The organism is Oceanobacillus sojae (genome assembly GCF_900162665.1).
Taxonomy (GTDB): Bacteria; Bacillota; Bacilli; order Bacillales; family Amphibacillaceae; genus Oceanobacillus; species Oceanobacillus sojae_A.
This window is the reverse complement of record NZ_LT727813.1, coordinates 1,119,592-1,137,805: the sequence shown is the minus strand read 5'-3', so window position 1 is coordinate 1,137,805 and position 18,214 is coordinate 1,119,592. Positions and strand designations below refer to the sequence as shown.

At 38.5% G+C, this 18,214-nt stretch carries 28 protein-coding genes; 23 read left to right on the top strand and 5 right to left on the bottom strand.

Annotated elements, in window-relative coordinates; translation table 11 throughout:
* Positions 1-4: 4 nt before the first annotated feature.
* The 23 genes from rplX to rpsI all read left to right on the top strand — a co-directional run bounded on the left by rplX (position 5) and on the right by rpsI (position 13,581).
* On the top strand, positions 5-316 hold the full coding sequence (gene rplX / locus BN1068_RS23055) for a 50S ribosomal protein L24 (protein ID WP_077605111.1): 312 nt from the start codon (positions 5-7) through the stop codon (positions 314-316).
* Positions 317-343: 27 nt separating this feature from the next.
* The gene (gene rplE, locus BN1068_RS23050; RefSeq protein ID WP_077605110.1) at positions 344-883 is read left to right on the top strand and encodes a 50S ribosomal protein L5; all 540 of its coding nucleotides are present in this window, start codon (positions 344-346) and stop codon (positions 881-883) included.
* A 28-nt stretch (positions 884-911) separates the two neighbouring features.
* Positions 912-1,097: a type Z 30S ribosomal protein S14 gene (locus tag BN1068_RS23045; RefSeq protein WP_010652082.1), complete on the top strand. Its 186-nt coding sequence runs from the start codon at positions 912-914 to the stop codon at positions 1,095-1,097.
* A gap of 29 nt (positions 1,098-1,126) precedes the next feature.
* A complete protein-coding gene (gene rpsH / locus BN1068_RS23040) occupies positions 1,127-1,525 on the top strand; it encodes a 30S ribosomal protein S8 (RefSeq protein WP_077605109.1) in 399 nt (132 codons plus the stop codon).
* A gap of 30 nt (positions 1,526-1,555) precedes the next feature.
* Positions 1,556-2,092 carry a 50S ribosomal protein L6 gene (gene rplF / locus BN1068_RS23035; protein ID WP_077605108.1) on the top strand — a complete coding sequence of 179 codons (537 nt, stop codon included), beginning with the start codon at positions 1,556-1,558 and terminating at the stop codon, positions 2,090-2,092.
* Positions 2,093-2,122: 30 nt separating this feature from the next.
* The gene (rplR, locus tag BN1068_RS23030; protein ID WP_077605107.1) at positions 2,123-2,482 is read left to right on the top strand and encodes a 50S ribosomal protein L18; all 360 of its coding nucleotides are present in this window, start codon (positions 2,123-2,125) and stop codon (positions 2,480-2,482) included.
* A 28-nt stretch (positions 2,483-2,510) separates the two neighbouring features.
* On the top strand, positions 2,511-3,011 hold the full coding sequence (rpsE, locus tag BN1068_RS23025) for a 30S ribosomal protein S5 (protein WP_139089182.1): 501 nt from the start codon (positions 2,511-2,513) through the stop codon (positions 3,009-3,011).
* Positions 3,012-3,024: 13 nt separating this feature from the next.
* Complete coding sequence (gene rpmD / locus BN1068_RS23020) at positions 3,025-3,207, top strand: 50S ribosomal protein L30 (RefSeq protein ID WP_077605106.1); 183 nt, start codon at positions 3,025-3,027, stop codon at positions 3,205-3,207.
* A 30-nt stretch (positions 3,208-3,237) separates the two neighbouring features.
* Positions 3,238-3,678, top strand: a complete 441-nt coding sequence (rplO, locus tag BN1068_RS23015; protein ID WP_077605105.1) for a 50S ribosomal protein L15 — start codon at positions 3,238-3,240, stop codon at positions 3,676-3,678.
* Position 3,679: 1 nt separating this feature from the next.
* Positions 3,680-4,975: a preprotein translocase subunit SecY gene (secY, locus tag BN1068_RS23010; RefSeq protein ID WP_077605104.1), complete on the top strand. Its 1,296-nt coding sequence runs from the start codon at positions 3,680-3,682 to the stop codon at positions 4,973-4,975.
* A 31-nt stretch (positions 4,976-5,006) separates the two neighbouring features.
* Positions 5,007-5,651: an adenylate kinase gene (locus BN1068_RS23005; RefSeq protein WP_077605103.1), complete on the top strand. Its 645-nt coding sequence runs from the start codon at positions 5,007-5,009 to the stop codon at positions 5,649-5,651.
* Positions 5,652-6,106: 455 nt separating this feature from the next.
* Positions 6,107-6,325 (top strand): translation initiation factor IF-1, encoded by a 219-nt coding sequence (gene infA / locus BN1068_RS23000; protein WP_040985051.1) that lies wholly within the window; start codon positions 6,107-6,109, stop codon positions 6,323-6,325.
* 31 nt (positions 6,326-6,356) lie between these two features.
* Positions 6,357-6,470 (top strand): 50S ribosomal protein L36, encoded by a 114-nt coding sequence (rpmJ, locus tag BN1068_RS22995; RefSeq protein ID WP_010095733.1) that lies wholly within the window; start codon positions 6,357-6,359, stop codon positions 6,468-6,470.
* A 23-nt stretch (positions 6,471-6,493) separates the two neighbouring features.
* A complete protein-coding gene (rpsM, locus tag BN1068_RS22990; RefSeq protein WP_077605102.1) occupies positions 6,494-6,859 on the top strand; it encodes a 30S ribosomal protein S13 in 366 nt (121 codons plus the stop codon).
* Between the two features lie 21 nt (positions 6,860-6,880).
* Entirely contained in the window at positions 6,881-7,270 is a 390-nt protein-coding gene (gene rpsK / locus BN1068_RS22985; RefSeq protein ID WP_040985036.1) for a 30S ribosomal protein S11, read from the top strand.
* 204 nt (positions 7,271-7,474) lie between these two features.
* Positions 7,475-8,419 carry a DNA-directed RNA polymerase subunit alpha gene (locus BN1068_RS22980; RefSeq protein ID WP_077605101.1) on the top strand — a complete coding sequence of 315 codons (945 nt, stop codon included), beginning with the start codon at positions 7,475-7,477 and terminating at the stop codon, positions 8,417-8,419.
* A gap of 44 nt (positions 8,420-8,463) precedes the next feature.
* A complete protein-coding gene (rplQ, locus tag BN1068_RS22975; RefSeq protein ID WP_077605100.1) occupies positions 8,464-8,817 on the top strand; it encodes a 50S ribosomal protein L17 in 354 nt (117 codons plus the stop codon).
* Positions 8,818-9,262: 445 nt separating this feature from the next.
* Positions 9,263-10,105 carry an energy-coupling factor ABC transporter ATP-binding protein gene (locus BN1068_RS22970; RefSeq protein WP_077605099.1) on the top strand — a complete coding sequence of 281 codons (843 nt, stop codon included), beginning with the start codon at positions 9,263-9,265 and terminating at the stop codon, positions 10,103-10,105.
* Positions 10,081-10,950 (top strand): energy-coupling factor ABC transporter ATP-binding protein, encoded by an 870-nt coding sequence (locus BN1068_RS22965; RefSeq protein ID WP_077605098.1) that lies wholly within the window; start codon positions 10,081-10,083, stop codon positions 10,948-10,950. Before BN1068_RS22970 ends, BN1068_RS22965 begins: the two co-directional genes overlap by 25 nt.
* Entirely contained in the window at positions 10,943-11,740 is a 798-nt protein-coding gene (locus BN1068_RS22960; RefSeq protein ID WP_077605097.1) for an energy-coupling factor transporter transmembrane component T family protein, read from the top strand. Before BN1068_RS22965 ends, BN1068_RS22960 begins: the two co-directional genes overlap by 8 nt.
* Before the next feature lie 22 nt (positions 11,741-11,762).
* Positions 11,763-12,536 carry a tRNA pseudouridine(38-40) synthase TruA gene (gene truA / locus BN1068_RS22955; RefSeq protein WP_077605096.1) on the top strand — a complete coding sequence of 258 codons (774 nt, stop codon included), beginning with the start codon at positions 11,763-11,765 and terminating at the stop codon, positions 12,534-12,536.
* 195 nt (positions 12,537-12,731) lie between these two features.
* Positions 12,732-13,169 carry a 50S ribosomal protein L13 gene (gene rplM, locus BN1068_RS22950; protein ID WP_077605095.1) on the top strand — a complete coding sequence of 146 codons (438 nt, stop codon included), beginning with the start codon at positions 12,732-12,734 and terminating at the stop codon, positions 13,167-13,169.
* A gap of 19 nt (positions 13,170-13,188) precedes the next feature.
* Entirely contained in the window at positions 13,189-13,581 is a 393-nt protein-coding gene (rpsI, locus tag BN1068_RS22945) for a 30S ribosomal protein S9 (RefSeq protein WP_077605094.1), read from the top strand.
* A 68-nt stretch (positions 13,582-13,649) separates the two neighbouring features.
* On the opposite strand, the gene BN1068_RS22940 is transcribed toward rpsI, so the two are convergent.
* The 5 genes from BN1068_RS22940 to BN1068_RS22915 all read right to left on the bottom strand — a co-directional run bounded on the left by BN1068_RS22940 (position 13,650) and on the right by BN1068_RS22915 (position 18,173).
* Positions 13,650-14,690, bottom strand: a complete 1,041-nt coding sequence (locus tag BN1068_RS22940) for a tyrosine-type recombinase/integrase (RefSeq protein WP_077605093.1) — start codon at positions 14,688-14,690, stop codon at positions 13,650-13,652.
* A gap of 317 nt (positions 14,691-15,007) precedes the next feature.
* Positions 15,008-16,114, bottom strand: a complete 1,107-nt coding sequence (locus tag BN1068_RS22930; protein WP_077605091.1) for a replication initiation factor domain-containing protein — start codon at positions 16,112-16,114, stop codon at positions 15,008-15,010.
* Positions 16,115-16,150: 36 nt separating this feature from the next.
* The gene (locus BN1068_RS22925; protein WP_217697346.1) at positions 16,151-17,383 is read right to left on the bottom strand and encodes an FtsK/SpoIIIE domain-containing protein; all 1,233 of its coding nucleotides are present in this window, start codon (positions 17,381-17,383) and stop codon (positions 16,151-16,153) included.
* A 121-nt stretch (positions 17,384-17,504) separates the two neighbouring features.
* The gene (locus BN1068_RS22920; RefSeq protein WP_077605089.1) at positions 17,505-17,891 is read right to left on the bottom strand and encodes a hypothetical protein; all 387 of its coding nucleotides are present in this window, start codon (positions 17,889-17,891) and stop codon (positions 17,505-17,507) included.
* Positions 17,892-17,909: 18 nt separating this feature from the next.
* The gene (locus tag BN1068_RS22915; RefSeq protein ID WP_077605088.1) at positions 17,910-18,173 is read right to left on the bottom strand and encodes a hypothetical protein; all 264 of its coding nucleotides are present in this window, start codon (positions 18,171-18,173) and stop codon (positions 17,910-17,912) included.
* Between the last annotated feature and the right edge of the window lie 41 nt (positions 18,174-18,214).

Below are 18,214 nucleotides of genomic sequence, written 5' to 3'. Positions count from 1 at the left end.
AAGCATGCATGTAAAAAAAGGTGATAAAGTCAAAGTTTTATCCGGTAAAGACCGCGGTAAAGAGGGTACTGTACTAGAAGCATATCCGAAGAAAGAGCGCGTATTAGTAGAAGGCGTGAACATGATTCAAAAACATGCGAAACCTTCTCAAGACAACCCGCAAGGCGGAATCTTGAATATCGAAGCTCCAATTCATGCTTCTAATGTATTGCCAATCGATCCGAAGTCCGGAGAACCAACTCGTGTTGGCTATGAAGTAAAAGATGGTAAGAAAATCCGTATTGCAAAAAAATCCGGTGAAGCATTAGATAAATAAGTTTTTCTGTGAAAGGAGGGCTAACGCATGAACGAATTAAAACAAAAATATCAGGATGAAATCACTTCATCTTTAATGAATAAATTTAACTATGATTCCGTAATGGAAGTACCTAAAATAGAGAAAATCGTGATCAACATGGGTGTTGGTGACGCAGTACAAAATTCAAAAGCATTAGATAGTGCTGTTGAAGAATTAGCTTTAATTTCTGGTCAAAAACCATTAGTTACTCGTGCTAAGAAATCAATCGCAGGTTTCCGTCTTCGTGAAGGAATGCCAATCGGTGCAAAAGTTACTCTACGTGGAGAACGCATGTATGAGTTCCTGCAAAAACTGGTTGCTGTATCTCTTCCACGTGTACGTGACTTCCGCGGTATTTCTAAAAAAGCATTTGATGGTCGTGGAAATTACACTCTAGGTGTGAAAGAACAGTTGATTTTCCCAGAAATTAATTACGATAAAGTAAGTAAAGTTCGTGGTATGGATATTGTTATCGTAACAACATCTAACACTGACGAAGAAGCTCGTGAACTTTTAGCTGGATTGGGCATGCCTTTCCAAAAATAGACATGAGCTAATAAAAGGAGGGAAAATTTTGGCTAAAAAATCTATGATAGCGAAACAAAAGCGCCCGCAAAAATATAAAGTGCAAGAGTATACACGCTGTGAACGATGTGGACGCCCGCATTCAGTAATTCGTAAATTCAAACTTTGCCGTATTTGTTTCCGTGAACTTGCCTATAAAGGTCAAATTCCTGGTGTCAAAAAAGCAAGTTGGTAAACCCCGATTCGGGAAGGAGGTAATTAGTAATGGTTATGACAGATCCAATTGCAGATATGCTTACTCGCATTCGTAATGCGAACATGGTAAAACATGAACAATTAGAGCTTCCTGCTTCTAAAATTAAAAAAGAGATCGCTGATATCCTAAAGCGCGAAGGTTTTGTGAAGGATTATGAGCTAGTCGAAGACAACAAGCAAGGTATATTACGTATCTTCTTAAAATACAGTGCAAACGAAGATAGAGTTATTACAGGAATTAAACGTATCAGTAAACCAGGTTTACGCGTATATGCTAAAGCAAATGAAGTACCTCGTGTATTGAACGGTCTTGGCATTGCTATCGTATCAACTTCTAACGGAATGCTTTCTGATAAAGAAGCACGTTCCCAGGCAGTTGGCGGCGAAGTATTAGCGTACGTTTGGTAATCACTATTTTTTAATGAGGAGGTGTAGGGAATGTCTCGTGTCGGACTTAAGCCTGTAGAAATTCCAGAAGGTGTAGAGTTGAAATTCAACGGAACTACACTAACAGTCAAAGGACCAAAGGGTGAATTAACAAGAGATTTTCATCCAGATATTAAAATTAACGTTGAGGGTAATATTTTAACTGTAGCTCGCCCGAGTGATCATAAAGACCACCGCGCATTACATGGTACTACTCGCAGCTTAATCAATAACATGGTAGTTGGAGTAAGCAAAGGTTTTGAAAAATCATTGGAAATTAACGGTGTTGGTTATCGTGCTCAAAAGCAGGGAAACAAAACTGTTGTTAACGCTGGTTATTCACATCCTGTTGAACTTGAACCCATTGACGGTATTGAAATCGAAGTACCTAAAAACACGCAAATCATTGTTAAAGGTATCGATAAAGAATTAGTAGGAGCAGTTGCTGCTAATATCCGAGCAATCCGCCCGCCAGAGCCTTATAAAGGTAAAGGAATTAAATATGCGGATGAATATGTACGTCGTAAAGAAGGTAAAACTGCTAAGTAAGTTTTTTAGCCCGAGAAAGGAGTGACCCAGATGATCACAAAGCCTGACAAAAATGTTACTCGTAAAAAACGTCACAATCGTGTACGTAAAACATTATCAGGAACTGCAGAGCGTCCACGTTTAAATGTGTATCGTTCGAACAAAAATATTTATGCTCAATTAATTGATGATGTAAATAATGTAACCCTGACAAGCGCTTCTACAGTAGATAAAGAGCTTGGAATTAACGGCGGCAATGTTGACGCTGCGAAAGAAGTAGGGACAGCTATTGCAAAACGTGCAATTGATAAAGGATATAAATCCATCGTATTTGATCGTGGAGGTTATTTATATCATGGACGTATCAAAGCTTTAGCAGAGGCTGCTCGTGAGGAAGGCCTTGAATTTTAAGAGTAAAAGGAGGTAACCATCTATAATGATTACGAATATTGATCCGAGCAAATTAGATCTTGAAGAACGTGTTGTTACGGTCAACCGTGTTGCAAAGGTTGTAAAAGGTGGACGTCGTTTCCGCTTCGCAGCATTAGTAGTTGTCGGTGACAAAAACGGTCATGTAGGTTTCGGTACTGGTAAAGCGCAAGAAGTACCTGAAGCTATTAAAAAAGCAGTAGATGATGCAAAGAAAAACTTAATTACTGTACCAATCGTAGGCACAACTATTCCACATCAAATTCATGGACAGTTTGGTTCTGGAAACGTATTGATGAAGCCGGCTTCTGAAGGTACTGGAGTTATCTCTGGTGGTCCTGTACGTGCGATTTTAGAGCTTGCTGGTGTAGGTGATATCCTGACTAAGTCATTAGGATCTAACACACCAATCAACGTAATTCGTGCTACATTGAACGGTTTAACTAATTTAAAAACAGCTGAAGACGTAGCTAAATTACGTGGAAAGTCTGTTGAAGAACTGTTAGGATAAGGAGGGAAACACAATGTCTAAAAAATTGGAAATAACCCTCACTCGTAGTGTTATCGGCGGCACTGACGTTCAACGTAAAACTGTTGAGGCGTTAGGGTTAAAGAAAATTCGTCAATCGGTTGTACGTGAAGATACTCCAGCCGTTCGCGGTATGGTCAACAGAGTGTCCCACTTATTGACAGTTAAAGAAGTTTAATTAAATTTTGTGTAAAGAGGAGGTGCTCGCATGAAACTTCATGAATTAAAAGCAGCAGAAGGATCCCGTAAAGAAAGAAACCGTGTAGGCCGCGGAACTTCTTCAGGTAACGGTAAAACTTCTGGTCGTGGACATAAAGGTCAAAAAGCACGTTCCGGTGGTGGAGTAAGACTTGGTTTCGAAGGTGGTCAAATGCCTTTATTCCAACGTTTGCCAAAACGTGGTTTTACAAATATTAACCGTAAAGAATATGCAATTGTGAACCTTGACACACTTAATCGCTTTGAAGAAGGAACTGAAGTTACTCCAGAGCTATTATTAGAAACTGGTGTCGTAAGCAAATTGAATGCTGGAGTTAAGATTCTTGGAAAAGGGCAATTAGAAAAGAAACTGACTGTTAAAGCTCATAAATTCTCTGCATCTGCAAAAGAAGCAATTGAAGCAGCGGGCGGTCAATCTGAGGTGATCTAATTTGTTTCAGACACTCTCCAATTTTTTGCGTGTAGCAGATATAAGAAATAAAATTATATTTACACTGCTTATGCTTATTGTATTCCGTATCGGCACGTTTATTACCGTGCCTTTTACAGATAAAGCCGCTATTGATTTTATGATGAATCAGCAAAGCATGTTTGGCTTTATCAATACATTTGGCGGCGGTGCATTGCAGAATTTCTCCATCTTTGCGATGGGAATTATGCCTTACATCACCGCATCAATCATTATGCAGCTGCTGCAAATGGATGTTGTTCCGAAGTTTGCTGAATGGAAGAAGCAAGGAGAAATGGGACGTAAGAAAATCGCCCAGGTAACACGCTATGCAGCTATTGGTATTGCGTTTGTTCAGGCGATTGCCATGTCTATCGGCTTTAACGCCATGGCTGGCGGATTACTGATTCATGATCCTGGCGTCATGAAATTCTTAATGATTGCTATCGTGTTAACAGGCGGAACAGCTTTTCTTATGTGGTTAGGGGAACAGATTACTGCTCACGGTGTTGGTAATGGTATTTCTGTCATTATCTTCGGCGGTATCGTTGCTGCTATTCCAAACGGCGCTGGACAACTGTACAATCAATACTTCTCTAATCCGGGAAGTGAATTGTTTATCAATATCGTTATTGTAACGTTAATTGTACTGGTTGTTATCGCGGTTACGGTCGGAATTATTTTCGTAAACCAAGCATTACGAAAAATTCCAGTACAGTATGCGAAGAAGTTAGTTAATCGTTCACCGGTAGGCGGTCAATCAACGCATTTACCGATTAAAGTAAATGCGGCAGGAGTAATTCCAGTTATCTTTGCGATAGCCTTCATGATTGCTCCATCTACTATTGCTGGATTTTTTGAAGGAAACCAAGTAGCAAGTATCGTGACATACATTTTTGATTACACACAGCCTGTTGGTATGGTAATCTATGTTGCACTGATTGTTGCTTTCTCATATTTTTATACATTTGTTCAGGTTAATCCGGAGCAAATGTCAGAGAACTTGCAAAGACAAGGTGGCTATATCCCTGGTATTCGCCCGGGACACAATACAGAAGAGTATTTAACAAGGGTTATCAATAGACTGACCTTTGTTGGGGCGCTATTCTTAGCAGCTGTTTCTGTATTCCCAATTATCTTGGGCAGTCTTGCAAATTTACCATCGACAGTACAGATCGGCGGTACTAGCTTAATAATCGTTGTCGGTGTCGCATTAACAACGATGAAGCAATTAGAAGGTCAGCTTGTGAAACGACATTATAAAGGGTTTATTAAGTAAATTTCCTGCCTACAAAAGCGAGGGGAAACAATTGAATTTGATCTTAATGGGATTACCTGGTGCCGGTAAAGGTACACAGGCCGAAAAAATTAATGAAAAATACAATATCCCTCACATTTCAACTGGGGATATGTTCCGGTTAGCTATTAAAGAAGGTACAGACCTTGGTAAAAAAGCGAAGGAATATATGGACCAAGGAAATCTTGTTCCAGATGAAGTAACTATCGGTATTGTCAAAGAGCGCCTGGCGAAGGATGATTGTGCAGATGGGTTTCTATTAGACGGATTCCCGCGTACAATTGCTCAAGCTGAAGCACTGCAAGAATTGACAGCTGATTTGAATAAAACCATCGACTATGTATTACATGTGGATGTACCAGAAGAAAAATTGGTAGAGCGTTTAACTGGACGGAGAATTTGTCCGACTTGCGGAACAACTTATCACGTCGTTTACAATCCTCCAAAAGAGGAAGGTATTTGTGATAAGGATGGCTCCCAGTTAATTCAGCGAGATGATGATCAACCTGAAACGGTGAAGAAACGGTTAGCCGTTAACGTAGAGCAAACACAGCCATTACTTGATTTTTATCAAGATAAAGGATATCTTGTGAAGGTAGACGGTGATCGTGATATCGACGACGTCTTCTCCGACATTGAGTCCATTTTGGATAAATAAGTCAACTATTTAATGAACAGATTAGGTGCAAAACCGGAACTTGAGAGTTATAATAGGTGAGATAATGTGTAATGCTTTTATCAAATACGCTAAAAAATTGGTTCATCAACCTTTTGATATAAAACGAACAATTGCCTAGGTGATGGTGAGTGCTGATATACGTTAACAAATTGGTTCTCTTAACAGGAATCCATTTGTCCGTATGAGGCAGGATAGTGATTCAGGTCAGTACAATTGATATCTCGGTTGTGAACGGCCGGTTGTCCTACGCTGGCCAATGGAGGAAGCAGTGTTCTAATAAATCATTTCAAATGATGATAGTACGCTAAATGTACGTTTAATATTTCCCTGCAGGATACCATTCATAGGGAATGGTTTGTCACAAAAGGGAAATGAGGCTTTATCCTTGATTTAGATAAGGTTGTAACTGATTTGAAGAAGGGAGATCACACACAATGGCGAAAGATGATGTTATTGAAGTAGAAGGTACAGTGACAGATACATTGCCGAATGCGATGTTTAAAGTTGAGCTTGAGAATGGCCATACAGTATTGGCACATGTATCTGGTAAAATCCGTATGCACTTTATCCGCATTTTACCAGGCGATAAAGTAACGGTTGAACTTTCTCCGTATGATTTAACCAAAGGACGAATTACGTACCGTTATAAATAAACGAGCTCCGATCTAAAAGGAGGTAATGATGATGAAGGTAAGAGCATCTGTAAAACCAATTTGCGAGAAATGCAAAGTCATCAAACGCAAAGGTAAAGTAATGGTAATTTGTGAAAATCCAAAACACAAACAAAAACAAGGCTAAAAAACAGGAGGTGCTAGCATTCTATGGCACGTATTGCAGGTATTGATATTCCACGTGATAAACGTGTAGTAATTTCTTTAACTTATATTTATGGTATTGGAAAAACTACCGCACAGGAAGTCCTTAAAGAAGCAGGCGTTTCTGAAGATACTCGTGTCCGTGATTTAACGGAAGACGAATTAACAAGAATCCGTCAAGCGATTGATAGCTACACTACAGAAGGTGACCTTCGTCGTGAAGTATCTTTAAATATCAAACGTTTAATTGAAATCGGCTCATACAGAGGTATTCGTCATCGTCGCGGACTGCCGGTTCGTGGACAAAAGACAAAGAACAACTCTCGTACTCGTAAAGGCCCACGTAAAACAATGGCTAACAAGAAAAAGTAATGTAAGGAGGTAAGCTTACAAATGGCACGTAAAACAAATACGCGTAAACGTCGTGTGAAAAAGAATATAGAATCGGGCATTGCTCATATCCGTTCTACTTTTAACAATACAATTGTTACAATTACGGACACGCAAGGTAATGCTATCGGCTGGAGCTCTGCTGGTGCTCTAGGATTTAAAGGATCAAAAAAATCAACTCCGTTTGCTGCACAAATGGCTGCTGAAACAGCTGCCAAGTCTGCAATCGAAAATGGCATGAAAACATTAGAAGTTACTGTTAAAGGACCTGGCGCTGGGCGTGAAGCTGCAATCCGTTCTTTACAGGCTGCTGGATTAGAAGTTACTGCAATTGTTGACGTAACTCCAGTTCCTCATAATGGCTGCCGCCCACCAAAACGTCGTCGTGTTTAATTTAACCGTATAAAATTTGTCAGCCTTGGTCATAATGGTTGATAAATATACGGTTATCTACATGTTGTAGATAAACAGATTCCAAAGACAGTTCGTACGAAGGATTTTTAGGTAGAGCAGAAACGCCAACTGCCTATTTGAGGAATTTCGGTTAGACTTTGTGGTCTAGCCGGGGTTTCGACGTTTTAAAGGAGGGTTTGTTAAATGATCGAGATAGAAAAGCCAAAAATTGAAACGCTTGAAATTAGCGATGACGCTACTTTTGGTAAATTCGTAGTTGAACCGCTAGAACGTGGATATGGTGCCACACTTGGAAACTCCTTGCGTCGTATCTTACTATCCTCACTACCGGGTGCTGCTGTGACAACTGTTCACATCGACGGAGCACTGCATGAATTTTCAACGATTGACGGGGTTGTAGAGGATGTAACAACTATCATTCTTAACTTGAAAAAACTTGCACTTAAAATCTACTCTGATGAGCCGAAAACATTAGAAATTGATGTTCAAGGTGAAGGAGTCGTAACAGCTGCAGACTTAACATATGATAGTGATGTAGAAGTGATGAATCCAGAGCTTCATATTGCTACATTAAACAGTAAAGCTAATCTTCATATGAAGTTAACTGCTGAAAGAGGTCGCGGTTATCGTCCGGCAGATGAAAATAAGTTTGATGATCAACCGATTGGCGTTATCCCAATTGATTCGATTTTCACACCAGTATCACGTGTTACGTATCAAGTAGAGAACACACGTGTAGGTCAAATCGCTAATTATGATAAACTGACATTGGATGTTTCAACTGACGGTAGTATTCGCCCGGAAGAAGCTGTTTCTCTAGGCGCGAAAATTATTACAGAGCATTTGAATATTTTTGTCGGCTTAACGGATGAAGCGCAGAACGTGGAAATTATGGTTGAAAAAGAAGAAGATCAAAAAGAAAAAGTAATGGAAATGACCATTGAAGAGCTTGATCTTTCTGTTCGTTCTTACAACTGCTTGAAGCGTGCTGGTATCAACACCGTTCAAGAGCTTGCAAATAAATCTGAAGAAGATATGATGAAGGTTCGTAATTTAGGACGTAAATCATTAGAAGAAGTAAAAGTAAAATTAGAGGATCTAGGACTAGGTCTTCGAGATGATGACTGATATAACAGTCACCTGACTAGTTTCAAAAAAGGGAGGGATAGTCCGTGGCTAGAAAATTAGGACGTTCAACAGATAGTCGTATGGCTCTTCTTCGCAACCTTGCAGCTGATGTAATCATTCATGAACGCATTGAAACAACAGAAGCAAAAGCGAAAGAGTTAAGATCGATTGTAGATAAAATGATTACTCTTGGAAAGCGTGGCGATTTACATGCCCGCCGTCAAGCTGCAGCATTTTTATACAACAAAGAAGCGGATGAAGAAAACAACGTAGTTCAAAAATTATTTGATGATGTTGCTGCGCGCTATGAAGATAGACAAGGTGGATATACACGCGTTCTTAAACTTGGTGAACGCCAAGGCGATGGCGCTAAAATGGCAATCATTGAGTTGGTTTAATTACTAAAAACGGCAAGGGGCAGGACTCAATCTCTCTCAGAGGTTATCCAAGCCCTTTTTTTGTATTGAAAAATGATTATTCACTAAGCTTTGATATATATTGTTTCGATTAAGATATTCATTGTTTTTGGTTTATAGGGAAGAGAAGAACGAAATTTTTTACTCAATACCCAGCGGAGGAAATACACGAAGACTCCTGTGGGAATGCGTAGTGTGAAGACCCCGGAGAAAAAAAGCGAACTTCTTTTTTTTGAGGAGGCTGAGGACAAGCCCACGGAAAGCGTAGTGTATTTCCGGAGCGTTGGCTAGAGATGCCCTTAAACTTTATTAACTTTTGTTTAATGTTTAAGTAAATACTTTCGTTCATCAGCCGCTATGAGTAAAATAATAACCATAATAGATAAAACAAATTACATAATAAACAACAGGAGAAGGGGGTGTCTGGATGGATAGAAAAAAGCTAGTAGAGTTTAAGAATGTTTCCTTTCAATATGAAGAAGAAAGGGCGCTTGTATTAAATCAGGTCTCTTTTGATATTTATGAAGGTGAATGGGTTGCTATTATCGGTCATAATGGTTCTGGAAAATCAACCATTGCCAAGCTGCTGAACGGATTACTGATGCCAAAAGATGGCGAGATTATTGTTGATGGAAAGAAAGTAGATGATGATACTGTCTGGGATATACGGAAAGATGTAGGAATGGTCTTTCAAAATCCAGATAATCAATTTGTTGGTGCGACTGTTCAGGATGATGTTGCATTTGGTATGGAAAACAGAGGCGTTCCCAGAGAAGAGATGAGAGAGAGAATCCAGCGCACCTTATCCGCTGTACGTATGCAGGATTACTTAATAACAGAGCCGCACCGTCTATCCGGTGGACAAAAGCAGCGTGTAGCCATTGCCAGTGTCTTAGCAATAGCTCCTAAGGTATTAATTTTGGATGAAGCAACGGCTATGCTCGACCCGACAGGCAGAAAAGAAATTATGCATACGGTGAATGATATCCAGGAATCAGAGGGCCTTTCCCTGATTACCATAACACATGACCTGCAGGAAATTGTTCAGGCAGACCGTGTGATTGTAATGAATAAGGGACAGATCTGGGAAGAAACAACGCCAAGAGAGCTTTTTTTACAGCGGGGAGAATTACGTGAAATTGGGCTGGATGTGCCATTTGTTGGCCAATTAACCGATGAGCTGAGGAAGCAGGGAGTTCCCTTAAAAGAAGCAGCATTAAACCACGAAGAGTTGTTGGAGGAATTATGGAAATTCAATTCAAAGATGTAAGTTATATTTATCAAGAGAATACACCTTTTGCCCATAAAGCCCTTGAGAACATCTCCTTTATGGTAGATTCTGGTTCATTTGTGGCAGTTATCGGTCATACAGGCTCCGGGAAATCAACACTCATTCAGCATCTCAATGGACTGAGTCTTCCAAGCAGGGGAGAAATAACCATTGGTGATTTCCGGCTGAGTGCAGACGGAAAGCCAAAGAATATCCGTGATTTAAGAAGAAAAGTCGGTGTTGTTTTCCAGTATCCCGAGCATCAGTTATTTGAAGAGACAGTCGCCAAAGATATCGCCTTTGGTCCAAAGAATTTTGGTGTCACGCAGGAGGAAATTGATCACAGAATAGAGAAGCTTCTTCCTGCTGTCGGTCTTCCCGAAGAAATATTAGAGCGTTCCCCCTTTGATTTAAGTGGCGGACAGAAGCGGCGTGTCGCTATTGCAGGAGTATTGGCAATGGCTCCGCAAGTTCTCGTATTGGACGAGCCTACCGCAGGACTTGATCCGCGCGGGCAGCGTGAAATGATGGATATGTTTTATCAGCTGCACCAGGAACAAAATCTGACAACGGTATTAGTGACACACAGCATGGAGGATGCGCTGGCCTATGCAGATAAAATCATTATTCTAAATAAAGGACAAAAGTATATGGAAGGTCCTCCGCTTGAGGTATTTAAACAAGCAGACAAGCTGCAAAAGGTCCAATTAGGTATCCCGGAGGTCATCCACTTTCTAAACCAGTATAATGAACGCTTTGGCACTTCTTTGAACTATCAGTATCAATCCATGCGGGAATTAGCAGAAGAGATAAAGAAGCAGCTGGAGGTGGGTTCTCATGAATAATGCTCTGATTATCGGCCAGTATGTTCCTGGAAATTCCCTTATTCACCGGCTGGACCCAAGAACCAAAATTACAGTAGTCTTTTTCTTTGTTATTATTGTATTCTTTGCAAATAATGTTTCATCATATAGCCTATTAACGGCTTTTTCGGTGCTTTGTGTGCTTATTTCACGAGTACCGCTGCAATTTATATTAAAAGGGCTGCTGCCCGTCTGGTTCTTAATTATTTTTACATTTATTCTGCATTTAATTATTACAAATGAAGGAAACCTTTTAGTCAATTGGGGCTTTATCAAAATTTACAGCGGCGGGGTTATCCAGGGTTTTGCGATTTCTTTACGCTTTTTCCTGCTTATCCTGACGACTTCTTTATTAACATTAACGACAACGCCGATTGAAATTACCGATGCGATGGAGGAAATGCTTCACCCGTTGAAGAAGATAAAGTTTCCTGTCCATGAGCTGGCATTGATGATGTCTATTTCCTTACGCTTTATCCCAACGCTGATGCAGGAAACGGATAAAATATCCCGTGCACAGGCGGCCAGAGGTGTTGATTTTCGGACAGGACCTGTTAAGGATCGGGTAATGGCAGTTATTCCATTATTGGTTCCGTTGTTTGTCAGTGCATTTAAGCGCGCTGAGGATTTGGCAATGGCGATGGAAGCCCGTGGCTATCAGGGCGGGGAAGGAAGAAGCAAGCTACGTGAACTGCATGTAGGTGCAAAAGATATCCTGGTTTTAATCGGCTTTTTACTAATGCTCGTGGCGTTGTTTTTCTTAAGACAGTAATGGAAGGAAAGGAACTGTACAAATGGAAAGGTTAAAATGCACGATTTCTTATGACGGTTCAGGCTTTGCAGGCTTTCAAGTACAGCCCGGCCAACGGACTGTCCAAGGCATGCTGGAGAAGGCCTTAGCAAAAATCCATAAGGGTGAAGCAATCCGGATCCAGGCGTCAGGAAGGACAGATACTGGTGTTCATGCGGTCGGACAGGTCATCCATTTTGATACACCTTTAACGATTCCTGAACCAAATTGGAAGCGGGCTATCAATACACTTTTGCCCGATGATGTCCATATAATTCATATCGAGAAGGTCTGTGATTCATTTCATGCCCGTTACAGTGTGAAGCAGAAAGAGTATCATTATATTGTCTTAAACAGGGAAGAGCCGGATGTATTCCGGCATAACTATGTATTACACTTTCCTAAAAGCCTCAATATAGAAGCTATAAAGGCTGCCTGTAAGCATTTAGAGGGCACACACGACTTTACCACCTTTTCTTCAGCAAAATCGACTGTGAAGGGCTCTAAAGTGCGCACATTGTACCATGCTTCCTGTAAGAAAAAAGAAAATGATATTGAATTTGTTTTTCGTGGAAGCGGCTTTTTGTATAATATGGTCCGGATCATGGTGAGCGCATTGCTGGATGTAGGGATTGGAAAGCGGAATCCAGAGGATATACCAGCACTTTTAGCTGCAAAAGAAAGAGGAAAGCTCGGGAAGACGATTTCTCCGAATGGACTGTATTTATGGGAAGTAAGCTATCCTGAACAGGGGGAAGAGAAGGATTTTAGAGCTTGAATGAAAAAGAGCAAGAAAAAACGAGAATTTTTTAAATTACTTTCATACTAGGCTTGACTTTTGGTCTTGAAAGTTATAAGATGATATATGGCATTTTATTTCTAAACCATGATTAGCCCCGGAATCTAATTATGTTAAGAATAAAAATATGATTACGAATAGTAAAGAATGATTGATATATGGAGGGAAAAAATTATGCGCACAACTTTCATGGCAAATGAAGCAAATATTGAACGCAAATGGCTAGTTGTGGATGCGGAAGGGCAACGTTTAGGACGTTTAGCAAGCGAAGTAGCTGCTATCTTACGTGGTAAACATAAACCTACGTACACACCACATGCAGACACTGGTGATTATGTAATTATCATCAATGCAGACAAAATTGAATTATCAGGGAACAAAATCAACGACAAAATGTACTACAATCATTCCCATCATCCAGGTGGATTGAGAGCTCGTAACGCATACGAAATGCGTACGAAATATCCTGAAGAAATGCTTGAAGTTGCAATCAAAGGAATGCTTCCAAAAGGACCTTTAGGACGTAAAATGAAGAAGAAATTGTATGTATATAGAGGCGCTGAGCACAACCATCAGGCTCAAAAACCAGAAGCTTACGAACTTCGTGGATAATTAAAGGGAGGTAAATGAATTGGCACAAGTACAATACTACGGCACAGGACGCCGTAAAAAGTCAACTGCCCGCGTACGTCTCGTACCCGGTACAGGAAACATTACAATCAATGGTCGCGATGCTAGAGACTATTTTCCATATGAAACACAATTACTAATCTTGAACCAGCCGCTTGCTACTACAGAAACTCAAGGAACTTATGATGTTCTTGTAAATGTACACGGCGGTGGATTCACTGGTCAAGCAGGTGCAATCCGTCACGGAATCGCACGTGCATTATTACAAGCAGATCCTGAATATCGTGGATCACTTAAAACTGAAGGATACCTTACTCGTGATGCTCGTATGAAAGAACGTAAAAAATACGGTCTTAAAAAAGCTCGTCGTGCTCCTCAGTTTTCAAAACGTTAATAGGATTGTTGATATACCAACGTTTGCAAAGGTTTTTTGGTGCAAGTTGGTGCAAATTAACGTTAATCTTATAAAGCACTTAACAGATTTAAAGCATCGGCATCTTGCTGGTGCTTTTTTTCTGGCATTAATTCCAGATAATAATTTTGTGTCGTTTGTATATTTATATGTCCTAATCGTTTAGATACATAAGCAATATCAATGTCTTGAGCAAATAAGAACGATGCATGCGTATCTCTTAAACCGTGAAACGTTGTTTTCTGAATACCTAATTTCTTCAATAACTCCGTTAATTGTTCCGACTGTTTAAAGCCACCAAAACTAAAAATATAACCATTTTCTTTCACTGGAATTTGACGAATAAGTTCATACACCTCTTTGTTAATTGAAACATCACGTTTTGCATTTTGTGTCTTTAATGAAGTGTCATCAGAAGTAGGACTGATGGAATGTCTCACTTTTATTCCGTATTCATATAGACTCTCTGGGCGTATTGCTAGCAGTTCTCCACGTCGCATCCCTGTTTCTAATGCAAGTAATACCAGTAAGTTAAATTCGTCTTCTGGATGCTGTAAAACATATTTACGAAGCTTTCTAAAGTCAGTGATAGATAATGCTTTGTTTCGCTTTGGTGGATTTACACCACGTGTTTTTACTAATGGTGCGAAGTCGTTTGCAATATAACCACGAGCATATGCATCACGTAGAGATGTTTTAATTTTAAGCAACACTTCATGTGTTGTCTTCCTAGAGTGTGTTTTAGCATATTCATCAATTTTCTTCTGAACAACAATATCATTCAAATCTTTTAATTGGATATCCTGAAATAAATTTCGAATAATACCTAACGTACGAACGTAATTTTGAAATGTCGTTTCTTTAACGTCATTTACCTTTACAAGATAAATCCAATTCTCGAAAAAATCCGCAAATGTAGTTGTTCTATGAGCAAGCTCTTTACCTTCTCCTTTCGCTACTTCCATTTCTAAACCCCAAAGTCTTGCTTCCTTCTTTGTTGGAAAAGTTTTAGTTAGTCTATTATGTTCTCCATACTTGTATAAAGAAACTTGTGCTCGATATGACTTTCCTCTTTTTACAATACTAGCCATACTATCAATCCCTTTCATAAAAATAGTTGATAGATGCTAGTTGAATACAATTGTATTGTATTCTGAAACTAGCATATTATCAACTGTCGTCAGTTTAAACGGAGTGTTTTTCGATAAAGTTTATTAATGATTTCATTGTGTATCGTTCCTGTTTACCAACCATAAAGCGATTTAGCTCTTCATGTGGTCGAATGTATTTATCGAAAGACTTTGGGTCTATACCTAGGAAACGAGACGCTTGTTCTCTGGTTAAAAGATATGGATAATTTTTTGAAATCGTATTGGTGCTCATAGAGATATCGTCCTCCTTGAATTTATTATTTAAATGGATAACCTTGTTTCATATACAATACAGAATATTTTTTTAGCCATAATAGCACGTCATCATTTGGCTCATAATTTTCATATTCATCGTACAAAAAAGTTAAGCAATCTTTTAAACCTTTGTCCCCCCAGATATGATGAATCTTATACAAGTATGGAAATAATCCAGAACCATTTAAAATATGTTTCTGTGACTGCTCCAACAAATTCATTCGGGGAGAAGGAGAACTAAACATAAAACTTTTCTGGTTAAGCAAATCAAGCATCTTTTTACTATAAGTTGCCAGTCTATCAGTTTTAGCATAATAAAATTGATAACGGTCGGTTAAAGCTGATACGAGCATATCCTTCAGTTCTGTATCGCTTTTTATATTTTCTAATTCATACGATAAATCATGTGCATAGTTACCTTTATATGAGGCTTCAAAACGTACCCAGTTATCGTATTGTAGAGCTTCCTCGTAACGAGTACCCATTGTTTCAAACTGTTCCTTTTTCTTATCATAGACTCGTAACAAAGCTTTAATATTTTTACCCTTTGTACCAAGATAAAAGGTTGAAGTTATATTGTTTTGCGTTATTCCAGATAGATTAGAGTGATTTTTTCTGCCAGTAGCAGTTTTAACAATTTGATTTTTTTTAGAAAGCTGATTGTAAATCGTATTTACGGAAACCTTCTCATTAATAAAATCAATTGCAATATCTATTCTTGAAAGTCGTGATGTGTATAGGTCAGTATTATTAATATTTGCAATGAAATTGTGTAACTGTATGGAATGACCAAACAATGCTTCGTATTGTTTTCTGTATTCCATCCAAGCATGAGCAGAAAATTTTACACAAATACCCATCTGAATAAAATCGATATGATATGCAATTGCAAAATAATACGTTGCTCCTTCGCATGTATAGCCATTTGAATAACCCTGTGGCAATGGCTGTGTTGCATCTTCGATTCTTCCTAATGCTGGTTCTATCTTTGCCAATCTAACGAATTCCATAATGATGTTAGTTGCCATACCTTCCCATTGTTCCATATAATTAGGTCTTTTTGTGGTTTGGAGGACAAGTGTAAATTCATCGACTTGAACATCTAACAAGAGATCACTCCTTTCAAGTCAATAAACGTTGATATATCAATGGAAACTGTGGTTTTCTTGTTTTGTGGGACGGGGGTTTTTACAAAACCCCCGTCCCTTGTTTAAGTGATTCACAGCTTTCAATATGTCAAAGTTCAAGTAACTAAAATGACATAGTCTAGGTCTTTTAGCGATAATTGGACAAGTAAAGACACCTTGTCCTAATTTGAAATTTTTCTCTGGTATATCTACACCATTTCCAAATGCTGTTGTATAAGTTTGACTTTCAGCATTTCCGAGTACGAATTTAACAGGCAAATTCTCACGTAAATTCGTAGGCAATAAAGAAGCATCTGATTTTTGCATAACAATCCATAGGAAAAATCCCAATTGTCTTCCTTGTAAAACCACCTGTGATAATAATTTCATTACCTCATCACGTTTTTTCTTTTCCATAGTCTGTAAGACAGTTTGAAAACTTGCAAATTCATCAAAGATGAAAATATGCGGTTCATATCCAAAGTCGGCATATGTTCCTTCCAACTTAGTGTTCAGCTTTTCTTTAATAGATTCTTTTCTTTCTATCATTGATTGATTGAATCTCCATAATAGTTCAATAATACCCTCTATTTCAGTAACCGTATTTTCCTTTGAAATCTTGTCTCCAAGTACAGCAAGGCTAGAATTTTTAGGGTCAGCAAAGTAAAGATTATAATGCACCTTTTTAGTAAGCATTTGTAGGATGAGTGAATAAAGTGCATAGGTTTTTCCAGAACCTGTTTGTCCAACTAGTAATGTACCGTATAGAGAGATCTCAATCGACTTATCAATAAACAAAGAGTAATTTCCAATTTGATCTGACTGTTTCTTAAAGGAAGTAAAACTATCAAACTTATACTGTTGGTCTATATTGCTATCGTATATTTCGAACACATGGAAATTTTCATCATTCGATAGATAAGCAACGTCAACTACAAAATTACTCAGTGCAAAGGAAATATTTATGTCACCAATGGCTTTATTGATATTGATGTTCTCGATAAATAAGGTTGCCTTCGAGAAGGAATTGGAAAATTCCAATTTCACTTTCGGCAAATCAGCTATTTCATTATTGAAATAGAACCTTTTGTTATAATAGTTAGCATCGAGAAATGCTTTTCTTATTTTTATAACAGTTAAATAGTGATAAATAGCATACTTAATGCCCATATGAGCTTTATTTCGAAATAGCCATATGATAGTTTGAATCAAAGATACGACTATCATAAAACCGATAAGTAATAAATTCACATGTTTATTGATTCCCAACATAAGTTGGGAATCAATAATGTTTACAAGCAACATTACTATTGACAGCAATATAAACATGTTAGTTATGAAGATTCCATTCTGCTGTCTTTGTGTTCTTAACTTACTTCGTTTTAACATTAACTTTCTCTACATCTTTAAATCGGAGTATTAAATCGAATCCGATAATAAAGGATTTTTCTGGTATATAATCTACTAAACGTAGATATTCCCCTTTTTTAATATCAAGGTGTTCCTTGTTATTTAGGATTGTAACTTCAAACGTGTTAAGGATGTTGTTATCACGTTGGAATCCAGTCTTTTTATCAACGCCATAATCCGTGTCATCTTTTGTGATTTGCAGATTCAGAGTAACTCCTTTTTCCTCTGGATCTTTTTTACTCACATAAGCTCTTTGTGATACCAACCTGAAAATGTTCCCTGTGTTATTTAAGAATTCTTCAGCCTTGAACTTTGTCTCCGTGAATACCCACGCGTTTGCAATCGGCATAGTGCATTACCTCTTTCTTTAATTATTTTTTGTTTTTTCTATTGCATGTTCTAAGCAGCGCATTGCTTCAACTACTTCATTAGTGCCAGGTAACTCCAAGGTATAATTGTAGAAATCTAATGTAATTGCGTCTGTTCTTTGTTCCTGTCTGTAATTTTTTAGTAACTCAAGTTGTGTGCTAAAAGAATTGTAGATTATTTCATTTTTTAAATCTTCCAGAAAGCTGTCTAGATCAGAATATGACGGCTCCATGTTTGATAGATTATGCTTTTCTCTAAGCATAGGCGACTCACCTCTTTTCTTTTTTAACTTACTCTAATTAT

Coding starts and splice junctions, on each gene's coding strand:
- infA (WP_040985051.1), top strand. CDS start 6,107: ATGGCGAAAGATGATGTTATTGAAGTAGAAGGTACAGTGACAGATACA.
- BN1068_RS22920 (WP_077605089.1), bottom strand. CDS start 17,891: ATGCCGATTGCAAACGCGTGGGTATTCACGGAGACAAAGTTCAAGGCT.
- BN1068_RS22940 (WP_077605093.1), bottom strand. CDS start 14,690: ATGGCTAGTATTGTAAAAAGAGGAAAGTCATATCGAGCACAAGTTTCT.
- rplX (WP_077605111.1), top strand. CDS start 5: ATGCATGTAAAAAAAGGTGATAAAGTCAAAGTTTTATCCGGTAAAGAC.
- rplE (WP_077605110.1), top strand. CDS start 344: ATGAACGAATTAAAACAAAAATATCAGGATGAAATCACTTCATCTTTA.
- BN1068_RS22980 (WP_077605101.1), top strand. CDS start 7,475: ATGATCGAGATAGAAAAGCCAAAAATTGAAACGCTTGAAATTAGCGAT.
- rplF (WP_077605108.1), top strand. CDS start 1,556: ATGTCTCGTGTCGGACTTAAGCCTGTAGAAATTCCAGAAGGTGTAGAG.
- BN1068_RS22960 (WP_077605097.1), top strand. CDS start 10,943: ATGAATAATGCTCTGATTATCGGCCAGTATGTTCCTGGAAATTCCCTT.
- rpmJ (WP_010095733.1), top strand. CDS start 6,357: ATGAAGGTAAGAGCATCTGTAAAACCAATTTGCGAGAAATGCAAAGTC.
- rplR (WP_077605107.1), top strand. CDS start 2,123: ATGATCACAAAGCCTGACAAAAATGTTACTCGTAAAAAACGTCACAAT.
- rpsM (WP_077605102.1), top strand. CDS start 6,494: ATGGCACGTATTGCAGGTATTGATATTCCACGTGATAAACGTGTAGTA.
- truA (WP_077605096.1), top strand. CDS start 11,763: ATGGAAAGGTTAAAATGCACGATTTCTTATGACGGTTCAGGCTTTGCA.
- BN1068_RS22965 (WP_077605098.1), top strand. CDS start 10,081: ATGGAAATTCAATTCAAAGATGTAAGTTATATTTATCAAGAGAATACA.
- rplO (WP_077605105.1), top strand. CDS start 3,238: ATGAAACTTCATGAATTAAAAGCAGCAGAAGGATCCCGTAAAGAAAGA.
- rpsK (WP_040985036.1), top strand. CDS start 6,881: ATGGCACGTAAAACAAATACGCGTAAACGTCGTGTGAAAAAGAATATA.
- rpsH (WP_077605109.1), top strand. CDS start 1,127: ATGGTTATGACAGATCCAATTGCAGATATGCTTACTCGCATTCGTAAT.
- BN1068_RS22970 (WP_077605099.1), top strand. CDS start 9,263: ATGGATAGAAAAAAGCTAGTAGAGTTTAAGAATGTTTCCTTTCAATAT.
- rplM (WP_077605095.1), top strand. CDS start 12,732: ATGCGCACAACTTTCATGGCAAATGAAGCAAATATTGAACGCAAATGG.
- rpmD (WP_077605106.1), top strand. CDS start 3,025: ATGTCTAAAAAATTGGAAATAACCCTCACTCGTAGTGTTATCGGCGGC.
- BN1068_RS22915 (WP_077605088.1), bottom strand. CDS start 18,173: ATGCTTAGAGAAAAGCATAATCTATCAAACATGGAGCCGTCATATTCT.